The sequence below is a fragment of the Stenotrophomonas sp. 78350_Sma genome, from assembly GCF_056482105.1.
The window spans coordinates 4532449-4556121 of record NZ_CM151182.1 but is presented as its reverse complement, the minus strand read 5'-3'; the positions used below and the strand labels follow the sequence as shown (position 1 = coordinate 4556121).

Genomic DNA, 23673 nt, shown 5'->3' with positions numbered 1-23673 from the left:
GGGAAGGAGCCCGCCGATGACCCTGCCACCGCCGATTCCCGCCCATGACCCGGCATCCGCCGGTTGGTGGTGCCGCCACTGGCGCTGGGCGATGCCGTTGATGGTGGTGCTGGTGCTGGGTGGGGCCGGTGGCGTGGTGACCTGGAGCGTGCTGCGCTGGAGCGAGGCCGCACGCGAGAGCCCGCCGATGCGCGAGGCGCTGCGGCGCGCGGGTTGCAGTATCGACCTGGTGGGAGCGTTCGGTGAGCCGCTGAATATCGAGTCGATGCCGCTGGGCAGCATGCAGACTGCGATCAACGGCCAGCGTGATGTCGGCCTGACCGTGGCCCTGGAAGGACCGCATGCGCATGGCCGGTTGTTCGTGCAGGGCACCCGTCGCGATGACGTGTGGGACTACCCGGTGATGTACGTGCTGGGCGAGGACAAGCAGACCTTCGACCTGACGGCGCTGGATGATGATGAGGCTGCACACGAATGCGAACTGCAGGCCTGCCGTGATCGCGGCGAATGCCCGCTGACCGCCGCGTTGTGACCTCCGAGGGCAGGCGACTGCGGGACGTCGACTGGGTCTACACAGTTGGTCGACCGCTCTTCGATCAGATGGCGAAAACCCCCGCGCTGCGCGCGATGGTCGACTGGCAGTCGACTCTACCCCCGGCAGGTTTCCGCGGAGCCCGTCCGCACAACCCGGTCGCCGTGACCTCCAGCCGATTGTCGCCATCGCTGTGAGCGCGTAGGGTGCGGGCAACCCTTTGCTGGAGTGTCCCATGAAGCCGATTGCATTGGCCGTTGCCCTGGCCCTGACCGCCGCACCGCTGCTGTCCGCACCGCCGGCGCTGGCGGCACCCGCCACCAAGGCCGCTACCCCGGCCAGCCCGGCCTGGGTCGCCCGCAGCAATGCGCTGGCGCAGATCCTGCTGGATGCGCAGGGCCCGTTCCAGCCGGAGGAAACCGGCTTCTTCGGCGTGCCCGGCTATGACGACAAGGTGGCCGACCTCGGCCCGGACAACGGCAAGCGCTACCGCGCTGCCATGGCCAAGGCCCGCGACGAACTGAAGGCGAAGCTGGCCGCCGAAAAGGATCCCAATGTCCGCCAGGACCTGGAGATCATGATCCACGCCGCCAGCCAGAACATCGAGGGCAGCGAGCTCAACGAGAAGTACCTGCTGCCGTGGAGCGACGCACCGCAGACCGTGTTCAGCGGCCTCAACCTGCTGCTGTCCGACCAGGTGCCGGCCGAGCGCCGGGCCAAGGCGCTCGATCGCCTCAAGGCGTATGCCGGCCTGCAGCCGGGCGGCACCGCCTTCACCACGCTGGCGCGCCAGCGTTACGAGGAACGACTGAAGGACAGCAGCCTGCTGCAGCCGACGAAGATCGAAGTGCAGCAGTCGCTGGACAACGTCGAGACCTACGTCACCGGCATCGAGTCGCTGCTGAAGAAGTACCAGATCACCGGCGCCGATGAGGCGATGAAGGCCTTGGCCGGGCAGATGAAGGACTACGCCGCCTGGACCCGCAGGGAGGTGCTGCCGAAGGCACGTGCCGACGCACGCCTGCCGGCGCCGCTGTATGCCTACCAGCTCAAGCAGGTCGGCATCGACATCGATCCGAAGCTGCTGATGCAGCGTGCGCAGCTGGAGTTCATGGAAACCCGCTCGGCGATGCAGCAGCTGGCACCGCTGGTGGTGAAGGACAAGGGCCTGAAGGTGGCTGATCCGAGCGACCCGGTGGCGGTGATCCGCGCGCTGAAGGCCGACAAGATCGCCGACGATCAGCTGGAAGGCCACTACCGCAAGGTGATCGATGCGATCGATCCGCTGATCCGCGAGCACGCCATCGTCGACGTGCCCAAGCGCGCCATGCAGATGCGCCTGGGCTCGGCCGCCGAGAGCGCGGCCAGCCCGGCCCCGCACTTCCTGCCGGCACCGCTGGTCAACAACACCGGGCAGCAGGGCACCTTCGTGCTGCCGCTGGGCAACCCGGCCGCGGGCCCGGGCGCGCAGTACGACGACTTCAACTTCGGTGCGGCAGCATGGACGCTGAGCGCGCATGAAGGTCGCCCCGGCCACGAGCTGCAGTTCACCGCAATGGTCGAGCGCGGCGTGTCGCTGGCGCGCACCATGTTCGCGTTCAATTCGGTGAACGTGGAAGGCTGGGCGTTGTACGCCGAAGCCGAGATGGTGCCGTACGAGCCGCTGGACGGGCAGATGATTGCCCTGCAGTTCCGCCTGCTGCGCGCCGCGCGCGCGATGCTTGACCCGATGCTCAACCTCGGCCTGACCGACCGTGCCAACGGCGAGCGCGTGCTGATGGAGCAGGTCGGCCTGTCCAAGGCGATGGCCACCCAGGAACTGGACCGCTACATGGTGCGCATGCCGGGTCAGGCCGGCAGCTACTTCTACGGCTATACCCGCATCCTGGAACTGCGCATGCAGACCGAACTGGCGCTGGGCGCGAAGTTCGACCGCCTGGCGTTCAACAACTTCCTGCTCGACCAGGGCCTGCTGCCGCCGGACCAGCTGGCTGACGCAGTGAACAAGGTGTTCGTGCCGAAGTACAAGCGCTGAGCATCTCCGGTAGTGCCGGCCGCTGGCCGGCAATCGCCGTTGGTAGATGCCGACCTTGGTCGGCGCCGCGGGTTTCGTGCCAACCAAGGTTGGCACCTGCCAGAGCGATGCGTCGGTTGTTGCAGGGGTAGTGCCGGCCGCTGGCCGGCATTCCCCTGGCGTAGAGGGGATTCCTGAGGTTGCCGGCCAGCGGCCGGCACTACCCGCGGTGACGCAGCTGCGTCACCGCTGCGGGGTGATCACCTGTGTCGGCAACCGCGCCGGGGGGGCCGGATTCGGCACCCAGATGGCGACGCCGGCGGCGCGCTTCTGTGTGGTCGGAATCCCGATGCCGACGCCGCCACCAACGTGCGAGCCGAAGGTGCCGGCGCCCACCGACATGCCTACCGGCGAACCGCTGCTGCCCACGCCCATCAGCACCACGCCGTTGGCGCCCAGTGCCGCCGCTTCACGCTTCAGGCGTGCCACCGCGGCATCGGTCTGCCCCTGGGTGCCGAAGCCGACGGCGGAAGCCGATTCCAGCTGGGCGATTTCCTGGGAGCCGGCCGGTGGCGTCGAATAGATCTGCACCAGCGCCGGGTCGATCGGTGCGCGGGCGCGGCCCAGCATCACCTTGGAGGTGCTGGCACAGCCGGCGGCGACCAGCAGCATGGCCGCCAACGCGGCCCAACGGATGTTCATGGCACTACCCCTGCAGGACTGGTTGCGATGATCGGCGGGCCACTCTGAATCGGCGCCAACACCCGGGCCAGGGCACGCACGACTGCACGCTAGCACGGGTCGGGTGACAACCCCGCCAATGGCAGTAGGCGGCAGCAATGGGAACGATTATGGTGGGGCCAGGAACCAACTGCGGGAGAGCGGCATGGGTGTGATCAGTCTGTTGTGGGGCGTATTGGCGCTGTTGTGGATGATCCTGGCGTTGATTCCGCTGCTGGGCTGGGGCAACTGGTTCCTGATCCCGTTCGCCGCGGTCGGCGCGGTGATCGCCGCGCTGGGCATCCTGTTCACCCACCCGAGCAAGCGTGGCCGGGCGTGGGCCGGGTTGGTCCTGAACGGCATCGTGGTGGTGGTCGGCATCCTGCGTCTTGGCCTGGGCGGCGGCGTGGTCTGAGCCCGGTCCCGGGTGCGACAGGGCGTCGCAGGCACACGGCCGACGGCCGGGCGGGGGCGTACAATGAATGGCTGCGCGAGCCCCCCGCGTGCCTGTGAATCCGCGCCCGGCGCGGCTGCCCCATGATCATCCGACCCCGTCCCCACGGCTGGCAACTGCTGTACATCCTGCGTGGTTCGATCGTCAAAGCGATCGCGCCCAAGGTGCTGGCCATCCTGATCCTGTCCATCGCCGTGGCCGCGGTGGTCGAACTGGCGCCACCCACCGGCATCGAACGCGTTTCGGTCACGCCGTTCACCCTGCTGGGCCTGGTGCTGTCGATCTTCCTCAGCTTCCGCAACAGCGCCTGCTACGAGCGTTGGTGGGAAGGCCGCAAGCTGTGGGGCCAGCTGGTCTACGAATCGCGCTCGCTGGCGCGCCAGGTGAATCTGCTGCTGGCCGATGACGCCGGCCGCCGCCGCCGCATCGCCTACCTCACCACCGCGTTCGCCCATGCCCTGGCCGGACGCCTGCGCGGGCGCATCGTGGCGCTGATGGCCCTGCCGTGGCTGGACAAGCGCCAGCGCGAACAACTCGGTCAGCGCGAGAACGTACCCGACGCGCTGCTGTCGATGATCGCGGCCGAACTGGCGCAGGCCCTGCGCGCCGGTGACCTCGATCCGATCCTCTACACCCAGCTGGAAGAACGCCTGCACGCGATGTCGTCGATCCAGGCCGGCTGTGAGCGCATCCTCACCACCCCGCTGCCGTTCGCCTACACCCTGCTGCTGCACCGCTGCGCGTGGATGTTCTGCGTGCTGCTGCCGTTCGGCCTGGCCAGTTCGCTGGGCTGGGGCACGCCGGTGCTGTCGGCGGTGCTGGCCTATGCCTTCTTCGGCCTGGACCAGCTGGGCGAAGAAATGGAAGACCCGTTCGGCCTGGAGCCGAACGACCTGCCGCTGGACGCGCTGGTGCGCACGATCGAGATCGACCAGCTCGACGCGCTCGGCGAACGCCCATTGCCCGAACCCCTGCTGCCGCAGGGTTACCTGTTGCAATAGCCACTCCTCGGAGCCTGCCATGTCCCACCCGCTTTACCGCCCGCGCCGCATGCGCCATGACGAGTTCTCACGCCGCCTGATGCGCGAGAACACGCTGACCACCGACGACCTGATCTACCCGGTGTTCGTGCACGAACTGGCCGGCCGCACCGCAGTACCGTCGATGCCGGGCGTGGAGCGGCTGTCGATCGAAGAACTGCTGAAGGTGGCCGAAGAGGCGCTGGAGCTGGGCATTCCGGTGATCGACCTGTTCCCGGTGATCGACCCGTCGCTGAAGTCGCTGGATGCGTCGGCGGCGTGGGCCGAAGATGGCCTGGCGCAGCGTGCGATCCGCGCGCTGAAGTCGCGCTTCCCGGAACTGGGGGTGATGACCGACGTGGCGCTGGACCCGTACACCACCCACGGCCAGGACGGCATCATCGACGACAAGGGCTATGTACTGAACGACATCACTGTCGAAGCGCTGGTCAAGCAGTCGGTATCGCACGCTGAGGCCGGTGTGGACATCGTCTCGCCGTCGGACATGATGGACGGCCGCATCGGCGCGATCCGCCGTGCGCTGGATGCCGACAACCACATCAACGTGCGCATCATGGCGTACTCGGCCAAGTACGCCTCGGCGTTCTACGGCCCGTTCCGTGACGCGGTGGGCAGCGCGGCCAGCCTCGGCAAGGCCGACAAGAAGACCTACCAGATGGATCCGGCCAACGGCGACGAGGCCCTGCGCGAGATCGCGCTGGACCTGGAAGAGGGCGCCGACATGGTGATGGTCAAGCCGGGCATGCCGTACCTGGATCTGGTGCGCCGGGTGAAGGAGACCTTCGGCGTGCCGACCTTTGCCTATCAGGTGAGCGGCGAGTACGCGATGATGAAGGCCGCCTTCGCCAACGGCTGGCTGGACGAGCGCGCCTGCGTGCTGGAATCGCTGCTGGGCTTCAAGCGGGCCGGTGCCGATGGCGTGCTGACCTATTTCGCGCCGCAGGTGGCGCGATGGCTGCGCGAGCGCTGACAATAGCGCCACGATAGACGGAGGACTACGCGATGGGACCCGAACTGGGATGGATGCAATGGTTGATCTGGGGCATCGGTACGCTGGTGTTCGGCGCCATCATCGTCGGTGTCTTCATCGCCGCCTGGCGGGCCGGCAAGCGCCCGCCGGAGCAGCTCTCGGCCGCCCGCCACGTGGCCCGTGAGCAGGCCCTGCCGGAGAGCGTGCAGGCCGAGCTGGCGGCGCTGAACCAGCGCAAGGACAACGGCCAGCTGAGCGAAGTGGAGTACGAGCAGTTGCGCGCCAAGGTGTTGTCGCGCTGACCGCGCGTTCCGGGCGTTCCATCCACGCATGGCGTGGATCTACTGGTAGCCGCCAACCTTGGTTGGCGCTTTCACACAGGCCACCAAGGTTGGCATCTACCGAGCGCCCTGCACGCACCCGGCCACCGCCGCCACCTTCGGTACCGCCAACCGGTACACATCCACGCCACCGGCACGCGGTGCCTTGGCCGCGCTGCTGGCCACCATCATCTCGCCCGGCTTGGCGTTGTCGATCACCGGCGCGCCGGTCCAGCCGCTGGTCTGGTTGAACGACAGCCCCAATGGCTGCAGCGACACGCCGGTCCACGCACAACCGCTGCTCCACACCTGTGCGGTCGTGCCGTTGCCGCGGCTGAACACCACGGCGCCGTCATGGCCCAGCCAGTCGCCGTCGGTCTCGTCGCCGGCGCTGTTCAACGCGGTCAGTGCGGTGGCCGGTCCGCGCTGGCCCTGCGCATCCAGCGTTGCCACGAACAGGTCCCAGCCGGCGCCACGGCCCTGCTGGCGGGCAAACAACAGCCGTTGGCCGTCCGCGCTCAGGGCCGGCCCGCGCTCTTCCCGGCGACCGCCATCACCGGACAGCGCCTGCGCATGACCCAGCTGGCCGTCGACGGCCAATGCGGCGCGGTACAGCGCCAGCGCGCCCTCGCGGCCGGCCGCGAACAGCAGCCAGCGGCCGTCACGGCTGAAGTAGGGATCGCGGGCCTCGCCAGCCACGCCCACCGGCAGCGCCTGTGCCTGCTGCCAGCGGCCATCGACCACGCGTGCCTCCCACAGGCCCCAGCCGGCCTCGCCGCGGCGGGCGAAGACGATGCGCTGGCCATCGGCGCTGATCGTGGCGCGGCCCTCGTCGGCACGGGTCGAGACCACGCCCATGCCTTCGATGCCGTACTCGTTCAACGCCATCGCCACGGGGGCAGAGAGTAGACTGGCGGCAAGCACCAGCAGGGGCAGGGTGATGCGCATCATCCGGTTCCGTGCACGAAAGAGCATCAGTCTAGCCAGCTTGAGGATTCCATGACCGACCGTTACGCCGTCTTCGGACACCCCGTTGCCCACTCGAAGTCGCCGCAGATCCATGCGACGTTCGGTCGCCAGGAAGGCATCGCCATCGACTATCGCGCGATCGACCTGGCCCCGGATGCGTTCCTGGCCGGCCTGGAGGCCTTCGCTGCCGAGGGCGGTGTCGGTGCCAACGTCACCCTGCCGCACAAGGAAACCGCTTTCTCGGTATGCACCACGCTGACCGCACGGGCGCGCCGCGCCGGGTCGGTCAACACGCTGCTGCGCAAGGGCGACCGCTGGCACGGTGACACCACCGATGGCATCGGCCTGGTGCGTGACCTGACCGATCGCCATGGCCTGGACCTGCGCGGCCGTCGCGTGCTGATGATCGGTGCCGGTGGCTCGGCGCGCAGTGTCGCCCCGGCGCTGCTTGATGCCGGCATCACCGAGCTGGTGGTGGTCAACCGCACGCCGGAGCGTGCCGACGAACTGATCGACGCCATGGGTGAACCGGGCCGCGCGATCAGCCGCTACTGGGAAGACCTGCGCGACCTGGGTGACTTCGAACTGATCGTCAACGCCACCTCGGCCGGCCGCGACCGTGACGTCGAGTTCAAGCTGCCGCTGTCGCTGGTCAACTCGATGACCACCGCCGTCGACCTGAACTACGGCGAGGCGGCCATCGCCTTCCTGGCCTGGGCCCGTGCGGCGCAGTGCCGCAATACCGTCGACGGCCTGGGCATGCTGGTCGAGCAGGCCGCCGAGAGCTTCCTGCAGTGGCACGGTGTGCGCCCGCAGACCGACGAGGTCTACCAGTCGCTGCGCCAGGGCTCGGCCGTGCTGGCCGGCGAGGATTGATCGATGGACAGCACAACGTTGATGGTGACCGTGCTGAGCATGGTCGGCGTGCGCCTGCCGGTGCTGATCGCGCTGTGCATCGGCCTGGTCTGGGTGGTCGGCGCACCGCGCGATGCCACCCGCACCGGCGCCCTGGTCGGCCTGGTGCTGTTGCTGCTGTCCAGCCTGGGCGGCCTGGCGGCGGGTGTCCTGCCGATGTGGCTGGTCAGCAGTGGCAACTTCAGCGCCATCTCGGGCATGGGCGCCATCCTCGGCGTGCTGCATTTCGCGCTGGCGATGGTCGAGGCCATCGGCGTGGTGCTGCTGGTGTGGGCACTGGTACGCCTGCTGCGTAGCCGTACGATTCCGGCGGCCTGAGCGGCAGCGCCGGGCCATGCCCTGCGCATCTGGCCCTTGGGCGATCCGGCCACCGGACCGTGACCGCCGCCAGGCGTCGTCGCTGGCCCGTTCAGGGTGCCAGCGGCGGTGAACGTGGCCAGCCATGCGACAATGACCGGCCTGATCCAGCTACGGTAATTCCCGGCGTGACCGAAACCGTCGCCGCTCCGCGCACGCTCGATGACCCCTTGAAGGACGCGATCCGCAAGGCGTACACGACGCTGCAGGCCAATACGCCCGGCTTCTCCACCCGCCGCTCGCAGAGCCAGATGATCGGCGTGGTGTCGCGCGCGCTGTCGAAAAGTGGGGGTGTCGGCGTCGTCGAGGCACCCACCGGCGTCGGCAAGAGCCTGGGCTACCTGACCGCGGGTGTGCCGATCGCATTGGCCAGCAAGAAGAAGCTGGTGATCAGCACCGGCACCGTCGCGCTGCAGTCGCAGCTGGTCGAACGCGATATTCCCAACTTCCTCAAGGCCACCGGCCTGGAAGCGACCGTGGCGCTGGCCAAGGGTCGTACCCGCTACCTGTGCACGCGCAACGCCGCCGAGGCGCAGGGCGAGGGCTCGCAGGGCGGCATGTTCGAGGATGACGCGCCCCTGTTTGATCGGCCGCTGGCGCCGATCGAGATGGACATCGCCAAGCGCCTGACCGATGCCTTCACCGGCGGTACCTGGGATGGCGACATCGACAACGCGCCGGAGACCATCAGCCCCGGCCTGCGCAGCCGCATCACCACGCCGGCCTCGGGTTGTGCCGGCCGCCGCTGTGCGTACTCGGCGCAGTGCGCGGTGCTGCGCTCACGCAACACGGTGCGCGATGCGCAGATCGTGGTCACCAACCACGCGCTGCTGCTGTCGGCACTGTCGATCGGCGACAGCGACAACGGCCAGCCGTTGATCGCACCGCCGTCGGACATGCTGCTGGTGCTGGACGAAGGCCATCACATCGGCAACGTGGCGATCGACCAGGGCGCGGCAAGCCTGGCGCTGGATGAAATGGCCAAGCGCACCGGACGCCTGCAGATCCTGATCGCGGGTGCCTACCGCGCGGTCGACAAGGATCGTCTCGGCAACCTGCTGCCGAACGAAGCGATCGAGGTGGCCAGCAACGTGGCCAAGCAGCTGCGCGCGTTCCGCGATCACATCGAGCGCGTGTGGATGCCTGCGCCGGCGGACGAAGAGCCGATGTGGCGCGCCGCCAACGGGCGACTGCCCGAGGCCTGGCGCGAGCCGATCGAAGCACTGGCCGACGATACCCGCAGCCTCTACAACTGGGCGCATGCCGCCACCGCGCAGGTGGCCAAGGGCAAGCCGGACGATGCCGCGCGCGAGCGCCTGCAGCGCAACCTGGGCATGGCGCTGGAGATGATCGAGCAGCAGTACAACCTGTGGCAGGCCTGGCGCCGCGAGGACAAGGACGGCGCGCCGCCGATGGCGCGCTGGGTCACCGCCACCCGCGACGGCGACCTGGTGCTGCACGGCTCACCGGTGTCGGCCGCGCACGTGCTGCGCAAGCTGCTGTGGGATGAAGTGGACTCGGTGGTGATGACCTCGGCGACGCTGACCGGTGGCGGCGATTTCCAGTCGCTGGCGATCGACAACGGCATCCCTGAAGAGGCCGAGATGGTCTCGCTGTCCTCGCCGTTCGACCTGCCCAACCAGGCCGAGCTGATCGTGCCGAAGTTCCCGGTCACCCCGGACGACCGCGAAGGCCACCCGCGCGAAGTAGCGCGCTACCTGGATACCGAACTGGACTGGGCCAAAGGCTCGATGGTGCTGTTCACCTCGCGCTGGAAGATGGAGAAGGTGGCCGGGCTGATGTCGGCCGCGCGCCGCAAGCAGGTGCTGGTGCAGGGCGAGATGTCCAAGACCCGGTTGATCGACGAGCACCTGCGCCGCGTGGCGGCGGGCGAGGGCTCGGTGCTGTTCGGGCTGAATTCGTTCGGCGAGGGCCTCGACCTGCCGGGTGAGGCCTGCACCACGGTGGTGATCACCCAGGTGCCGTTCGCGGTGCCGACCGACCCGCAGACCGCCACCCTCAGCGAGTGGTTCGAGGGTCGTGGGCTGAATGCCTTCAACCTGATCGCGATTCCGCATGCGCTGCGCACGCTGACCCAGTTCGCCGGCCGCCTGATCCGCACCTCCACCGATACCGGCCGCGTGGTCATCCTCGATTCGCGGCTGCTGACCCGCCGCTACGGCAAGCGCATCATCGACGCGTTGCCGCCGTTCAAGCGCGTGATCGGCTGAAAAAAGGGGACGGAGGGGATTAAGTCGCAAATGGCACAAACGACCTGATCCCTTGCGTCTCCGGTGGCTACCGCCGCAACGGCAGCCATTGTCCTTCGCTGGCGCTGCGCCACAGCCATTCGACCGGCCCGAAACGATGGCCGCGCAGCCACCATGCACTCGCCCACAGTTGCAGTGGGAACACTACTGCAGCCACCAGCAGCACCGGCCACAGCCCGTGCAGCGGACCGATGCCCAGCCCGAAGCCGGCAAACAGCGGTACGCAGATCGCGCTTTGCAGCAGGTAGTTGCTCAGTGCCATGCGCCCGGCCGGAACGAACACGCGCAGCACGCGTCCGGCCCATGGGCGCAGATAGAGCAGGGCGAAGATCGCTGCCGCAGCGATGCCCAATGCCAGCGGCGCAACGCGGTACGACACGCGCAGCAGGTAGCCGGGCACGCCCCCTCGCAGCGCTGGCCATGCCTGCTTCAGTGCATCGGCATTGGCATCGATCCACAGGAACGCTGCCGTCAGCAGCAGGCCGCCCAGAGCGATTGAACGCAGCAGCGGCAGATGTGCCTGCGGCTGCAGCAGCAGGCCGCGACGGCCTGCCCAGTAGCCCAGCAGGAAGCGACCGAGTACGAAGAGCAACAACGCCCAGTTGCTCAGCTTCAGCCACGCCGCCAGCTGCAGGTTGTGCCACCACGCCTGCGCCAGGCTTCCGTGCTCCAGCGCATCGAGTGCTACGGCGTTCATCTGCGCGCGCGGTGTGAGCAGGGCCACCCATTCGCGTATCCACGGCGCCAGCAGCGGAGGCAGCAACAGGGCAATGAACAGGCCGCTGAACAGCAGGGCGCGATCACCCAGGTGCCGGAACAGCGGCAGCAGCAGGCCGACCACGGCATACACCAGCAGGATGTCACCCCACCACAGCAGCACCGAATGCAGCAGGCCGATCACCAGCAGCACCGCCATCCGCCGCAGGTGCGCGGCCATGCTGCCCTGCGCATTGCCGTCCATCTGCATCGCCACGCCCATGCCGAACAGCAGCGAGAACAGCGTGATTGCCTTCATGTCCACCAGCCATTCCATGCCGGTGCGGATGGCCTGGTCGAGCGCCGCGCTGGGCAGTGCCTGCTGCGCGGCCTCGGTCATCAGCGCGTCGAGCGAGAAGAAGCGCAGGTTGACCAGGAACACGCCGAGCAGCGCGAACCCACGCAGGGCATCGATGAGGGGCTGGCGAGATGGACGTTGGGTCATGCCGCGCAGCGTAGCGGATCGGTAGTGCCGGCCGCTGGCCGGCAACCGTTGTTGGTAGATGCCGACCTTGGTCGGCGCTGTGGGTACCGTGCCAACCAAGGTTGGCACCCACCAGAGCGATGTGGCGGTTGTTGCAGGGGTAGTGCCGGCCGCTGGCCGGCACCTGCACCGCGATGGCCCACATCGATGAGGCTGCCGGCCAGCGGCCGGCACTACCGTATGGCGATCAATCGCCCAGCAGGGCGGTGTTGCGCACGGCGCCCTTGTCGGCGCTGGTGGCGAGCAGGGCGTAGGCCTTCAACGCGCTGGTGACCTTGCGCGGGCGCGGCGCGCGCGGCTTCCAGCCACGCGCATCGGCGTCGGCGCGGCGCTGGGCCAGCACGGCCTCGTCCAGCAGCAGATCGATGCGGCGGGCCGGAATGTCGATGCGGATGCGATCGCCATCTTCCACCAGGCCGATGACACCGCCGCTGGCCGCTTCCGGCGAGACGTGGCCGATCGACAGGCCCGAGGTGCCACCGGAGAAGCGGCCGTCGGTGAGCAGCGCGCACTGCTTGCCCAGCCCCTTCGATTTCAGGTAGCTGGTCGGGTACAGCATTTCCTGCATGCCGGGGCCGCCCTTCGGCCCTTCGTAGCGGATCACCACCACTTCGCCTGGCTGCACCTCGTCGGCGAGGATGCCGGCGACGGCGGCGTCCTGGCTTTCATAGACGCGCGCGCGGCCTTCGAACACATGGATCGACTCGTCCACGCCGGCGGTCTTCACCACGCAGCCATCGACGGCCAGATTGCCGCGCAGCACGGCGAGGCCACCTTCCAGTGAGTACGCATGCTGCAGTGAGCGGATGCAGCCCTCGGCGCGGTCCACGTCCAGCGTCGGCCAGCGCGTGGCCTGGCTGAAGGCCTCCTGGGTGGGGATGCCGGCCGGGCCGGCCTTGAAGAAGGTATGCAGGGTGTCGTTGTCACTGCGCAGCACGTCCCAGCGTTCCAGCGCGTCGGCCAGGCTGGCGCTGTGTACGGTCGGCACCCTGGTTTCGAGCAGGCCGGCGCGGTCCAGTTCACCGAGGATGCCGAACACGCCGCCGGCGCGGTGCACGTCCTCGATGTGGTACTTCGGCGTGTTCGGCGCCACCTTGCACAGCTGCGGCACGCGCCGCGACAGCGCATCGATATGGGTCAGGTCGAAGTCGACCTCGGCTTCCTGCGCCGCGGCCAGCAGATGCAGGATGGTGTTGGTGGAACCGCCCATGGCGATATCCAGGGTCATTGCATTGGCGAACGCGGCCTGGGTGGCGATGCCGCGCGGCAGCGCGCTCGGGTCTTCGCCGCCATACCAGCGGTGGCAGAGTTCGACGATCAGGCGGCCGGCGCGGCGGAACAGCGCTTCGCGGTCGGCATGGGTGGCCAGCGTGGTGCCGTTGCCGGGCAGCGACAGGCCCAGTGCTTCGGTCAGGCAGTTCATCGAGTTGGCGGTGAACATGCCCGAGCAGGAGCCGCAGGTAGGGCAGGCACTGCGCTCGAACGCGGCCACCTTCTCGTCGGAGGCGCTGTCATCGGCGGCCACCACCATCGCATCGACCAGGTCCAGCTTGTGCTCGGACAGTTTGGTCTTGCCCGCTTCCATCGGCCCGCCGGAAACGAACACCACCGGTATGTTCAGGCGCAGCGCGGCCATCAGCATGCCGGGGGTGATCTTGTCGCAGTTGCTGATGCACACCAGCGCGTCGGCGCAGTGCGCGTTGACCATGTACTCCACGGCGTCGGCGATGATCTCGCGGCTGGGCAGCGAATACAGCATGCCGTCGTGGCCCATCGCGATGCCATCGTCCACGGCGATGGTGTTGAATTCCTTGGCGACGCCGCCGACCTGCTCGATCTCGCGCGCGACCAGCTGGCCGAGGTCCTTCAGGTGCACGTGGCCGGGCACGAACTGGGTGAAGGAGTTGGCGATGGCGATGATCGGCTTGTGGAAGTCGCCGTCCTTCATGCCGGTGGCACGCCACAGGGCGCGGGCGCCGGCCATGTTGCGGCCGGCGGTGGAGGTGCGGGAACGGTATTCGGGCATGGCTGGCGGAACGGGCGGGCCGTACGACGTGGGGGTCAGCCGATCATGGCCAATTTTTTCGGTTGCTGCTGCAACCACCGGGGAGAGAGCGGCAGGGCTGCGCCCTGCACCCGGGGTAGTGCCGGCCGCTGGCCGGCAACCTCAACAGCAACAGCTGGGCTATCCGTGGGATGGCGGGGTGGGTCCGGCTGCGGGGGACGGCGCAAGTACGTCCATGTAGCCTCGGTCGCGCCATCCATGGCGCTCACGCCCCCGCAACCGAACCCACCCCGCCTTCGACAGTTTCCTGCGGTCTGTCGGGGCCGGCGCTCTGCGTTGCTCTTGGTAGGTGTCGACCTTGGTCGACACGGCAATCCACGCCATGCGTGGATGATGGGGAACGACGAAAATGAAAGTCCGTTCATCTTTCGGACTTTGCCGATTCCGGTTGTTGGCCAGGATTTGGCATCATTGGGGCATTGATCCGTCGACAGGGCATGAGGCCATGAAACGTTCCCGCACCACCGCGCTGCTGCTGATGAGCGCTGCGCCGCTGCTGTTCACCGCCTGCCAGAAGGAGCCGGAGGTGAAGGTGCAGGAAGGCCTGTACACCTCGGTGGAGGCCTGCACCGAGGCCACCGGCGATCCGTCGTCGTGCCGCAATGCCTTCGCCGAAGCGCAGAAGCAGGCCGCCGATGCGGCACCGAAGTACGCCAGCAAGGAAGCCTGCGAGAAGGATTACAAGCCGGAGCAGTGCGTGCAGCAGCACACCTCGGCCGGTACCTCGTTCATCGGCCCGATGATGATGGGCTTCTTCATGTCGCAGATGCTGAGCAACCGCGGCGGCCTCGCCCCGCAGGCGCCGGCGGCGTCGCCGGCTTACCAGGACAAGAGCGCCGGCTGGGCGCGCCCGGCACCGGGCGGCAGCGGTGGCCTGAACACCGCCAGTGGCATCGGCGCCGGCAAGGCTGGCCTGGCCCCGGTCACCAGCGAACCGAACCGTGCGGTCACCGCCAGCCGTGGTGGCTTCGGCAACACCAGCGCGCGCCGCAGCACCAGCGGCAGCTACGGCGGCTGATCGACCCATGCAGCGCATCCGGATTGCCGAGCGTGCCCAGTGGCGGGCACGCGCGGAAGAGGCGGGTTTCCGCTTCCACACCATCGACGGCCAGCCGTACTGGGATGAAAGCGCGTACTACGCGTTCACCCTGCGCCAGATCGAACAGGACATCGAAGACCCCAGCGCCGAGCTGCACCAGATGGCGCTGGATCTGGTCGGCGATGTCATCGCCAGCGAACGCTTGATGGACCAGCTGGCGATTCCGTCGCACTACCGCGACTGGATCGCTGACAGCTGGCGCCAGCGCCAGCCGCACCTCTACGGCCGCCTGGACCTGGCCTACGACGGCACCGGTCCGGCCAAGCTGTACGAACTGAACTACGACACGCCGACCTCGCTGTTCGAGGCCAGCTTCTTCCAGTGGCAGTGGCTGGAAGACCAGCGCAACGCCGGTCGCCTGCCGCAGCATGCCGACCAGTTCAATGCCATCCACGAAGCGCTGGTCGAGCGTTTCGGCGAACTGGCCACGCAGCTGCCGCCGCCGCTGTACTTCAGCGCGGTGGGCAGTTCCGAAGAAGACCGTGGCACCGTCGATTACCTGCGCGACTGCGCTTCGCAGGCCGGCCTGCATGGCCAGGCCATCGCCGTCGAGGATATCGGGTTGTCCGAGGACGGCCGCTTCACCGCGCTGGATGATTCGGTGATCGGTACGTTGTTCAAGCTGTACCCGCTGGAAGACCTGATGGCCGAGGAATTCGGTCGCGCGCTTCCCGGCTCGGGCGTGCAGCTGCTGGAGCCGGCCTGGAAGGCGGTGCTGAGCAACAAGGGCATCCTGCCGTTGCTGTGGCAGCGCAACGTGGGCCATCCCAACCTGCTGGAAGCGCACTTCGATGACGGCAGCACGCTGGCGTCGGGCTGGGTGCGCAAGCCGCTGTTCTCGCGCGAAGGCGCGAACATCGAGATGCACCTGGCCGATGGCAGTACCCAGCGCAGCGACGGTCCCTACGATGGCCCGGCGATCATCCAGCGCGCGCATCCGCTCACCCGCTTCGAAGGCGGCTACCCGCTGATCGGCAGCTGGGTGATCGGTGACCACGCCTGCGGCATCGGCATCCGCGAGGACGACAGCGCGATTACCCGTGACAGTGCGCGCTTCGTGCCGCACGCGATCGTTGATGAGGCGCCGACGCGGATCTACGTCTGATGACGGTGCGGCGTTGGCCTGGCCGGCATGGGCGTCCCACGCCCGTGCCGGGCCGGCATTTCGATGACGGGCGCAGCCTGCAGGCCTTCGCGGACCGCGTCGCTGTGCGTTGCCATCGCTGCGACACCCCCGGCTGGGTGATCGCCAGCTGGAAACCTTATCGGTGGACGGCGCGATTCCGCTGCACCGGCTGCAGTTCTGCGTTGGACAGTGGTGACTGGGTCGGCGCGGTCTACATGCTGGGCCGCCAACCTTGTGGATTCTGTGGGCATCAGTGGCTGCATGTGCGTCGCCGGGTTCCCGCTGGCATCCCTGCACCGGCGTCCTTCGCTGCTCGATGTGCGCAATGTGATCGTAGTACCGATGTTTCGGTCTCGGTGCGTCCGTTGCGTGATGCCGAGCCTGCCGATCCGCACTTCGGATTGCCGCTGCGCCTGGTTGAACCGACCCGCGCGGGCCTGCTCTGGGCCTACAACGCTGAGCATCTGCAGGCACTGCACGAGTACGCGAGCGCGACACTGCGGGAAAGCCGCGGCCATCACCGATCCATGTTCTCGCGCCTGCCGCAGTGGATGAAGCTGGCCCGCAACCGGGTGCTGCTGCAGCGTGCGGTGGAGCGGTTGCAGCGGCGGTTGTTGCAGGGGTAGTGCCGGCCGCTGGCCGGCAACCGGTGTTGGTAGGTGCCGACCTTGGTCGGCGCTGTGGGTTTCGTGCCAACCAAGGTTGGCACCCACCAGAGCGATCGCTGGTATCAGAGCAGCCCTTCGCGCTTCACTGCCAGATAGCGCTCCACCAGCGCAGCAGGCAGCGCATCGGCGGTCACGTCCAGCACCATCACCTTCTCGCTGCGCAGTGCCTCGTGCGCCTTCGCGCGCTGCTGCAGGTACAGCGCCGCAGCGCCAGCCTGGGCGGCGTCCTCCAGCGACTGCACCTCATCATCGAGGACAGCATCCAGTTCGCGCTCGCGCAGGCTGGCCACGCACACCAGGTGGCGTTTCTGCAGCAGGCGCACTGCCGCCAGCAGATCCTCGATGTCTTCGTCGCGCACGTTGCTGACCAGCATCACCAGCGCGCGTCGGCGCTGGCGCAGCGACACCTCGGTGGCGGCGGCCAGGTAATCGGTGGCCACCGCGCGCGGCTGCAGGTCGTAGCTGGCACGCAGCAGGTGCTCGACCGTACCCATGCCACGCTGCGGCGCCACCCAGCGGCGCTCGCCACCGGCAGCGAACAGGCCGGCGGCATCGCCCTGGCGCAATGCCAGGTACGCCACCACCAGTGAGGCGTTCAAGGCGTGGTCGAAATGCGAGAGGCCGCCTTCGCTGGCCAGCATGCGTCGCCCACTGTCGAGCATCAGCAGCAGCTGCTGGTTCTTCTCGTCCTGGTACTCGCGCGAGACCAGCTTGCGCGCCCGTGCGGTGGCCTTCCAGTCGAGCTGGCGCAGGCTGTCGCCCACGCGGTATTCGCGCATCTGGTGGAAGTCGGTGCCTTCACCGCGGCGACGCTTCACGTGCGCACCCACCAGGCGCGAGGCCTGGTCGGCGCTGAACAGGGCGAAGCGGGTGAGCGGCACGAAGTTCGGATAGACCCGCACGTCCAGCGCGGGGGGCAGGGTGCGTTGCTGCCACCACAGCCGCCATGGCGAGCGCATGCGCAGATGCACGCCGTCGAAGCGGAAGCGCCCACGCTGGAGCGGCTGCAGGTGATAGTGAAGTGTGGAGGCGCTACCGGGCTGCAGGCGCACGCGCTGCGGCAGCGATTCCAGCGGCCATCCGCCGGGCACCAGGTCGAACACCTGCACCGTCATCGCTGCGTCTGCCTGCAATCGCAGTGCAGCCTCGCGGCGCACGCCCAGTGCCAGTGCTTCGGGCAGTTCGCGCTGGATCTGCGGCGATGGACGCCGCGTCTGCCGCCACAGGTCGAACAGCGCAGGCAGTGCGATGGCCACCGCGGCCAGCGCCCAGCTCCAGCGTGGCAGCAGGTCGCCCAGCACCAGGCCGCCCAGCGCGGCCCAGGCCAGCAGCAGCGCCAGCAGCAGCGGGGCCGGCCTCATCGGCGCGGCGCTTCCACCTTGACCAACAGCGCGCCCAGCACATCGTCGGCGTCCTGGCCCTCGATCTGCAGTTCCGGGGCCAGCGCGATGCGGTGGCGCAGTGCCGGGCGGGCGATGTCGCGCACATCATCCGGAGTGACGAAATCACGACCGGCCAGTACCGCCTGCGCGCGCGCGGCACGCACCAGCGCGATGCTGCCGCGCGGACCGGCGCCGACCGCGATTCCCGGCCACTGCCGGGTGGCGGCAACGATGCGTACCGCGTAGTCAATCACTTCGTCATCGACGGTGATTGCCGCCGTGGCCTGCTGCAGCGCCAGCAGTTCGCCGGCGCCGAGCACGCGCGGTACCTGGCTCAGGTCGAAATCGCTGGCGGCGCGGCCGCTGGTGATCGCGGTCACCATGCGCTTCTCGTCCTCCAGCTGCGGGTAGTCGATCAGCACTTTCAGCAGGAAGCGGTCCAACTGGGCTTCCGGCAGCGGGTAGGTACCTTCCTGTTCCAGCGGGTTCTGCGTGGCCAGCGCCATGAACGGTGGCGCCAGGGCGAAGGCCTTGCCTTCGATGGTCACCTGGCCTTCCTGCATCACTTCCAGCAGCGCCGACTGGGTCTTGGCCGGCGCGCGGTTGATCTCATCGGCCAGCAGCAGGTTGGTGAACACCGGGCCACGACGGATCTTGAAGCTCTCGCTCTTCGGGTCGTACACGGCGTGGCCGCTGACGTCGCTGGGCATCAGGTCGGGGGTGAACTGCACGCGCCCATAGTCCAGATCCATCGCCTGCGCCAGCGCGCGCACCAGCAGGGTCTTGCCCAGCCCCGGCACGCCCTCGATCAGCACGTGGCCACCTGCCAGCAGGGCCACCAGAATCTGGTCCAGCACATCGGCCTGGCCGATGAAGGCATGTCCGACGGCGGTGCGGATGGCATCGACGCGTTCGATCAGGCGGGCATCGGCGGCCGCCGGCAGCTCGGGGACTTCGGTCATAGCAGGGATCTCATCTGGAGCAGCAAGCGGATGCGCTCGCGCAGGGCGGAGGAATCGTGCGGCGGAGGCGGTGTGAGCGCGCTGGCAACGCGGCCCTGCGGCCACTTCAGCAGCTCGGCGATGGCCTGATCGCGTGGCGCACCGTCCAGTGCGGCGGCAATCGGTGCGCGCAGGCGCAGGCGGTGCAGGAACAGGGCGAGGACGGCCTCGTACAGGCGCGCGCCGTGGCCGAAACGCAGCAGCAGTTCACCACTGGCGCGCACGTGCTCCAGCAGCGAACGGCGTTCCAGTACCGGTGACGGCAGCAGGCTGCCGAAGCGCTGCGAGCGGCCCCACAGCCAACCCAGCAGGGCCAGCAGAAGTGGCGCCCACAGCGGCCAGCCCTGGTAGAAGACGCGTGCCCACAGCGATGGCGGACGGCTGGCGTAGATCAGCCAGACCGTACCGTTGCCGTAGTTCGGGTCCAGCAGATGGCGGGTCAGGTCGCGGTGCGAAGCATCGTGCAGGCCATCGCTGGCCCTGCCGCCCGCCGAGGCCAGGCGCGCTGCCGGTGAATCCACCTCGCTGCGCATGAACTCCATGTCAGCCAGCACGCTCACCTTGCCCTGGCCATGGCGGAGGCGTGCGAACACGAGATCGCGATCACCGCCCCAACGGCGCTCGGCCTGCGCACTGGCCGCAAAGCCCAGGGTGAAACGGCGGCCACCGCAGAATTCAACGTGGCCCGGATCATCGTCGACATGGAAGGGTTGGCAGTCGCTGCGCTGGAACAGGCTGTCCACGCCCAGCCGGTCCAGCAGCGGCCCCTGCGTGCTGCCGGCATCGTCCTCGGCCGGCGGCGGTGTGCGTACCAGCAGGTGGCCGCCATCCTCGACCCAATCCAGCAGGGCGTTGGCGACGGGCGGCGGCAGCTCGCTGCTGTCCTGCAGCAGCACCACCGTGTCGTGCGGCCCCAGCGTCATCTGCTGCAGTTCCAGCCGGGGCAGCGAATGCACGTCGATGCCGTCGGCACGCAGGGCCTGGCCAAGCACGTACAGCGGGTTGTAGCCGGCTTCGCCCTGCGGCGGCAGCCGGATGGTCTCGGTCACGCGCTCATGCGTGCGCAGGTAGAGGATGGTCAGCGGCACGCCGAACAGAACCAGCACGCCCAGAAGCAACGACCAGAACAGGCGCGGGCTCATGCCTGCCACCCGTACTGCTGGCGCAGCGCTGCGGCCAGTGCGTCGAAATCGCTGCGGCTGGGCAGGCGGCCACCGTAGGCCGCGTACTGCCACATGCGGACGATGCGCGCGAACAGGTCACGGTCGGTGGCGTCAGGCATGCGTCGCGATGCGCGCAGGCACTGTGCTTCGGTGGCGCCGGGGGGCAGCGCGATGCCACTGCGCTCCCCCACGGTACCCACGCTGGCACGGTAGAGCAGGGCCAGCGCCTGGCGGGGTCGGCCCTGGTCCCAGAGCAGGCCGGCCTGCGTGGCCACGTCCGGCGGCAGCACCACGGGCAGTTCCACCTGTTCCTCCATCACCTGCGGTGGTGCATCGGCCTTGCGCCGGCCGCTGCCGCGCAGCCAGGGCAACCACATCCGCGCCGTCAGCAGCAGCACCAGCAGCAGGACGCCGAGCAGGCCCCACAAGCCCCACTCGGCCAACCGTGCCAGCCAGGCGATGCCATCCTTGCGCGCCTTGCGTTCGCCCCGGGCGCTGCTGTCACTCTGCAGCTGCTTGTCTTCCTTCTTTTTTTCCTCGGCCTGTTCGATCGGCTTCCAGTGGGTGACCTGGCGGGTCGGGCGCTGCAGCGGATCCTCGTAGGCGCGATTCACCGCCTGGCGGAAACCGGCAGTGTCCACCGGCGTGCCACCGAAGATGGTGGCCGGCGTGTTGGCCGGGTCGATGGTCGGTTCTTCGTCGTCCTCTTCGGCGGCAATGCCGCTGGCGCTGGGTTTGCCCATTGCGCGTTCGGGCTCGGCATCTGCGTCCTGCGCGTGCACCGGTGCGGAGGCCAGCGGCAATGCCAGGCACAGCAGCAGGGCCAGCGTCGATGCCGCCGGCAGCAGGCGATCGCGCAGGCGGCGCAGGGCGATCTCGACGTCCCAGGCTTCCATCTGCGTACGCCGGTTCAAGTACAGGCCAAAGCCCGCACCGACGAAGAACGGGCCGATCAGCGCCGAGGCCAGCCAGCAGGCCAGATTGAAACCGAAGCGTGCCCATGCGGGCGTGTCCTTGCCGATCATGTCCCACGCCGCGCGCCAGGATTCGGACATCAGGTCCAGCGGCATGAACATGAACACTGCACCGATGGCACCGGACACCAGCACCGCTTCGAACGCCATGCAGGTCACGGTCAGCACTGTCGCCGCACCTGCGGCGCCGGCCGCCACCGCACGGCGGCGTGGACCGCGCTGGCCCGGTGCGTTGCCTTCCAGCAGGTTCACCGGCAGGCACAGGCTGCGCAGCACGCTGAAGCGACGCCAGCCAAGGTAGCCCCAGAAACCGGTGTTGCCCCAGTGGCGCTGCGCACGCAGGGCCGAAAGCGTGCTGACCGGTTCGCCGAAGATGCCGCGCGACAGCACATACAGCGGCGCACGCTCGAACAGCGGCTTGCACCACCACATCGCCAGCCAGGCCCAGCCGAAGGCATCCAGCCACCCTCCCAGCACGTTGAAGATCACGAACAAGGGGGCACTGGCCAGCAGCCAGCTGCCCCACACTGCGCGCGCATGGCGGCGGGAGAGGGCAGTGCCCAGCTCCATCGCTTCCCAGCCGCTGCGTGCACGCAGCACCACGTCCAGGCGGTCAATGCGCATGGCCGTCTCCACGCCCGCCACGCCACAGCCACAGCAGCACGCCGGCCCAGAGCACTCCGGCGACGCTGAACTTGATCCATGCGGGGACTTCGGCGATCGACGACCAGAACGCTTCGATGAAGGCCGCGACCAGCAGCATGAACGCCACGCCCAGGCACAGCCGGGCACCGATGCGGCCACCGTCGACCAGCGCATCCAGGCGGCTGCGCCGGCCCGGTGCCAGCAGTTTCATGCCCAGCTGCAGGCCGGCACCGCCGGCGATCACGATCGCGGTCAGCTCGAATGCGCCATGGCCGACCACGAAGCGCCAGAACGGTCCACCGTGCCCGATGTGCTGCAGGTGGCCGGCCACCGCACCGATGGTTACGCCGTTGAACAGCAGCACCAGCAGCGTGCCCAGCCCGGCCAGCAGGCCGCTGGCGAAGGTGCGCAGGGCAATGCTGATGTTGTTGAGGATGTAGTGGCCGAACATCATCCAGTCGGTGCCGCTGTCGCGGCCCAGTCGTTCGGCAGCAGGGTCGTACATGCGCTCCATCGCGGCGATCTGGCGGTTGTCCATCAGCGTGTGGATCAGGTCCGGATGGACCTGTGCAAGCACGAAGCAGGCGATCGCCGGCAGCGCGAACATCGCCAGCGCTACCCACATGCTGCGTGCCTGGCTGCGCACGAGCAGCGGGAAGTCGGCCACCAGGAATTCCAGCGCGGCGCGCCAGCGCGTCGGCCGTGTGCGGTACAGCACGCTGTGGCCCTGCTGCATCAGCTGCTGCAGGCGCTGGACCAGCTGCGGGCTGTAGCCGCGCTCGCGGGCCAGCGCCAGCTGCTGGCACAGGCGTCGATAGCGTTGCGGGACGGCGGTATCGTCCAGTGCCAGGCCGCTGGCCTTGCGGCGCGCGCGGCGTGAGGCGCCGGCACGCAGCAGCAGCCACTGTTCCAGCTCCTCCCATTCCTGGTGGTAGCGGGCGACGAACTGTTCCTGTTTCATCGCCGCCCCAGCAGCCAGTTGGCCATTGCATACAGGCGCAGCACACCGATCTGGCCCAGGCTGCCGGTCAGGGGTTCGGCAATGCCGGCCAACTCCTGCTGGCGGGGCGCGGACAGACGTGGGGCGCGCTCGGCGAAGGCCATCAGCGCGGCCTGTTCCTCCAGCCGCAGCGGCTGCGGTGGGGCCAGCACGCTGTCGATGGTGGGGGGGGGCGGCAGGTACGGTACAGGCGCGTGTACCACCACGGTGCCGGCAACCAGATCGCCGAGGCGGCGGCCGTGCGGATCGAACAGGCTGCTGACCAGGCCCAGTGCATAGCCAAACGGCAGCATGTCCACCGTACGCAGCAGGTTGCGGGTGATCGCCGCCATCCAGCCCACGGGCGCGCCATCGCGGGACAGCACGCGCAGGCCCAGCGCGCGCTTGCCCAGCGTGCGGCCCCACAGCGCCTCGCACACGATCGGGTAGACCCAGTAGACCAGGAACATCAGCACCAGGTTGAGGCCGGAGCCGAATTCGTCCAGCACCGCCAGCGGGATTGCCATGAGCACCAGTACCGCGATGCGCACGCCAAGATCGACCAGCCACGCCATGGCCCGCGGCAGCGGCCCGGCTACCGGCAATTGAAGCAGCACGCCCTCCGGCGTCACCACCTCACGGTAGGTATCGAGCATCGGTGCGGCCATCAGCGCGATGGCCTTCGTTGTGGGCGCCGGAGTCCTCTTCGGCGGGCAACCACAGGCATGGGGGGGTCTCGACAGGTCCTGGTCGGGCCCAGACTTTAGCAG

The 23673-nt window shown here is 68.5% G+C and carries 22 protein-coding genes; 12 read left to right on the top strand and 10 right to left on the bottom strand.

Going from position 1 to position 23673, the window contains the following annotated elements; genetic code table 11:
• Positions 1-16 precede the first annotated feature (16 nt).
• Both ACZK4H_RS20965 and ACZK4H_RS20960 read left to right on the top strand, forming a co-directional pair.
• Entirely contained in the window at positions 17-532 is a 516-nt protein-coding gene (locus ACZK4H_RS20965) for a cytochrome c oxidase assembly factor Coa1 family protein (protein ID WP_099551714.1), read from the top strand.
• Positions 533-767: 235 nt separating this feature from the next.
• A complete protein-coding gene (locus ACZK4H_RS20960; protein WP_099551713.1) occupies positions 768-2567 on the top strand; it encodes a DUF885 domain-containing protein in 1800 nt (599 codons plus the stop codon).
• 222 nt (positions 2568-2789) lie between these two features.
• Here ACZK4H_RS20960 and ACZK4H_RS20955 read toward each other — a convergent pair whose 3' ends face one another.
• Positions 2790-3248 carry a hypothetical protein gene (locus ACZK4H_RS20955; protein ID WP_099551712.1) on the bottom strand — a complete coding sequence of 153 codons (459 nt, stop codon included), beginning with the start codon at positions 3246-3248 and terminating at the stop codon, positions 2790-2792.
• A gap of 184 nt (positions 3249-3432) precedes the next feature.
• On the opposite strand from ACZK4H_RS20955, the gene ACZK4H_RS20950 reads away from it, so the two are divergent.
• The 4 genes from ACZK4H_RS20950 (at position 3433) to ACZK4H_RS20935 (ending at position 6032) form a co-directional block, all read left to right on the top strand.
• Positions 3433-3681 (top strand): hypothetical protein, encoded by a 249-nt coding sequence (locus ACZK4H_RS20950; protein ID WP_005411548.1) that lies wholly within the window; start codon positions 3433-3435, stop codon positions 3679-3681.
• Positions 3682-3803: 122 nt separating this feature from the next.
• Positions 3804-4721 carry a bestrophin family protein gene (locus ACZK4H_RS20945; RefSeq protein ID WP_099551711.1) on the top strand — a complete coding sequence of 306 codons (918 nt, stop codon included), beginning with the start codon at positions 3804-3806 and terminating at the stop codon, positions 4719-4721.
• Positions 4722-4740: 19 nt separating this feature from the next.
• The gene (gene hemB, locus ACZK4H_RS20940) at positions 4741-5730 is read left to right on the top strand and encodes a porphobilinogen synthase (RefSeq protein ID WP_006400669.1); all 990 of its coding nucleotides are present in this window, start codon (positions 4741-4743) and stop codon (positions 5728-5730) included.
• Between the two features lie 32 nt (positions 5731-5762).
• Complete coding sequence (locus ACZK4H_RS20935) at positions 5763-6032, top strand: SHOCT domain-containing protein (RefSeq protein WP_099551710.1); 270 nt, start codon at positions 5763-5765, stop codon at positions 6030-6032.
• Positions 6033-6128: 96 nt separating this feature from the next.
• On the opposite strand, the gene ACZK4H_RS20930 is transcribed toward ACZK4H_RS20935, so the two are convergent.
• On the bottom strand, positions 6129-7001 hold the full coding sequence (locus tag ACZK4H_RS20930; protein ID WP_099551709.1) for a TolB-like translocation protein: 873 nt from the start codon (positions 6999-7001) through the stop codon (positions 6129-6131).
• 48 nt (positions 7002-7049) lie between these two features.
• On the opposite strand from ACZK4H_RS20930, the gene aroE reads away from it, so the two are divergent.
• The 3 genes from aroE to dinG all read left to right on the top strand — a co-directional run bounded on the left by aroE (position 7050) and on the right by dinG (position 10522).
• On the top strand, positions 7050-7895 hold the full coding sequence (gene aroE / locus ACZK4H_RS20925) for a shikimate dehydrogenase (protein WP_099551708.1): 846 nt from the start codon (positions 7050-7052) through the stop codon (positions 7893-7895).
• Between the two features lie 3 nt (positions 7896-7898).
• Positions 7899-8252 (top strand): hypothetical protein, encoded by a 354-nt coding sequence (locus ACZK4H_RS20920; protein WP_043402795.1) that lies wholly within the window; start codon positions 7899-7901, stop codon positions 8250-8252.
• Between the two features lie 167 nt (positions 8253-8419).
• Positions 8420-10522, top strand: a complete 2103-nt coding sequence (gene dinG / locus ACZK4H_RS20915) for an ATP-dependent DNA helicase DinG (RefSeq protein ID WP_099551707.1) — start codon at positions 8420-8422, stop codon at positions 10520-10522.
• Positions 10523-10589: 67 nt separating this feature from the next.
• Here dinG and ACZK4H_RS20910 read toward each other — a convergent pair whose 3' ends face one another.
• A complete protein-coding gene (locus tag ACZK4H_RS20910; protein WP_099551706.1) occupies positions 10590-11762 on the bottom strand; it encodes a DUF418 domain-containing protein in 1173 nt (390 codons plus the stop codon).
• A gap of 226 nt (positions 11763-11988) precedes the next feature.
• The gene (gene ilvD / locus ACZK4H_RS20905) at positions 11989-13827 is read right to left on the bottom strand and encodes a dihydroxy-acid dehydratase (protein ID WP_099551705.1); all 1839 of its coding nucleotides are present in this window, start codon (positions 13825-13827) and stop codon (positions 11989-11991) included.
• Positions 13828-14311: 484 nt separating this feature from the next.
• Here ilvD and ACZK4H_RS20900 point away from each other — a divergent pair, with 484 nt between their 5' ends.
• Genes ACZK4H_RS20900 through ACZK4H_RS20890 form a run of 3 tightly spaced genes read left to right on the top strand, consistent with a single transcriptional unit; the run spans position 14312 to position 16717 of the window.
• Positions 14312-14884, top strand: a complete 573-nt coding sequence (locus ACZK4H_RS20900; protein WP_014038869.1) for a DUF1190 domain-containing protein — start codon at positions 14312-14314, stop codon at positions 14882-14884.
• A gap of 7 nt (positions 14885-14891) precedes the next feature.
• Positions 14892-16070 (top strand): glutathionylspermidine synthase family protein, encoded by a 1179-nt coding sequence (locus tag ACZK4H_RS20895; protein ID WP_099551704.1) that lies wholly within the window; start codon positions 14892-14894, stop codon positions 16068-16070.
• Positions 16070-16717: a hypothetical protein gene (locus ACZK4H_RS20890; protein ID WP_099551703.1), complete on the top strand. Its 648-nt coding sequence runs from the start codon at positions 16070-16072 to the stop codon at positions 16715-16717. Before ACZK4H_RS20895 ends, ACZK4H_RS20890 begins: the two co-directional genes overlap by 1 nt.
• Before the next feature lie 104 nt (positions 16718-16821).
• On the opposite strand, the gene ACZK4H_RS20885 is transcribed toward ACZK4H_RS20890, so the two are convergent.
• From ACZK4H_RS20885 to ACZK4H_RS20860, 6 genes are read right to left on the bottom strand one after another with little or no spacing between them, the layout of a single operon-like run.
• Positions 16822-18120 carry a DUF58 domain-containing protein gene (locus ACZK4H_RS20885; protein WP_099551702.1) on the bottom strand — a complete coding sequence of 433 codons (1299 nt, stop codon included), beginning with the start codon at positions 18118-18120 and terminating at the stop codon, positions 16822-16824.
• Positions 18117-19103, bottom strand: coding sequence for an AAA family ATPase (locus ACZK4H_RS20880; RefSeq protein WP_099551701.1), 987 nt, complete (start codon positions 19101-19103; stop codon positions 18117-18119). The genes ACZK4H_RS20885 and ACZK4H_RS20880 overlap by 4 nt, the downstream gene beginning before the upstream one ends.
• Positions 19100-20284 (bottom strand): DUF4350 domain-containing protein, encoded by a 1185-nt coding sequence (locus tag ACZK4H_RS20875; protein ID WP_099551700.1) that lies wholly within the window; start codon positions 20282-20284, stop codon positions 19100-19102. Before ACZK4H_RS20875 ends, ACZK4H_RS20880 begins: the two co-directional genes overlap by 4 nt.
• The gene (locus ACZK4H_RS20870) at positions 20281-21903 is read right to left on the bottom strand and encodes a DUF4129 domain-containing protein (RefSeq protein WP_099551699.1); all 1623 of its coding nucleotides are present in this window, start codon (positions 21901-21903) and stop codon (positions 20281-20283) included. The genes ACZK4H_RS20875 and ACZK4H_RS20870 overlap by 4 nt, the downstream gene beginning before the upstream one ends.
• Positions 21893-22885 carry a stage II sporulation protein M gene (locus ACZK4H_RS20865; RefSeq protein ID WP_099551698.1) on the bottom strand — a complete coding sequence of 331 codons (993 nt, stop codon included), beginning with the start codon at positions 22883-22885 and terminating at the stop codon, positions 21893-21895. Before ACZK4H_RS20865 ends, ACZK4H_RS20870 begins: the two co-directional genes overlap by 11 nt.
• Complete coding sequence (locus ACZK4H_RS20860) at positions 22882-23571, bottom strand: RDD family protein (protein ID WP_099551697.1); 690 nt, start codon at positions 23569-23571, stop codon at positions 22882-22884. The genes ACZK4H_RS20865 and ACZK4H_RS20860 overlap by 4 nt, the downstream gene beginning before the upstream one ends.
• Between the last annotated feature and the right edge of the window lie 102 nt (positions 23572-23673).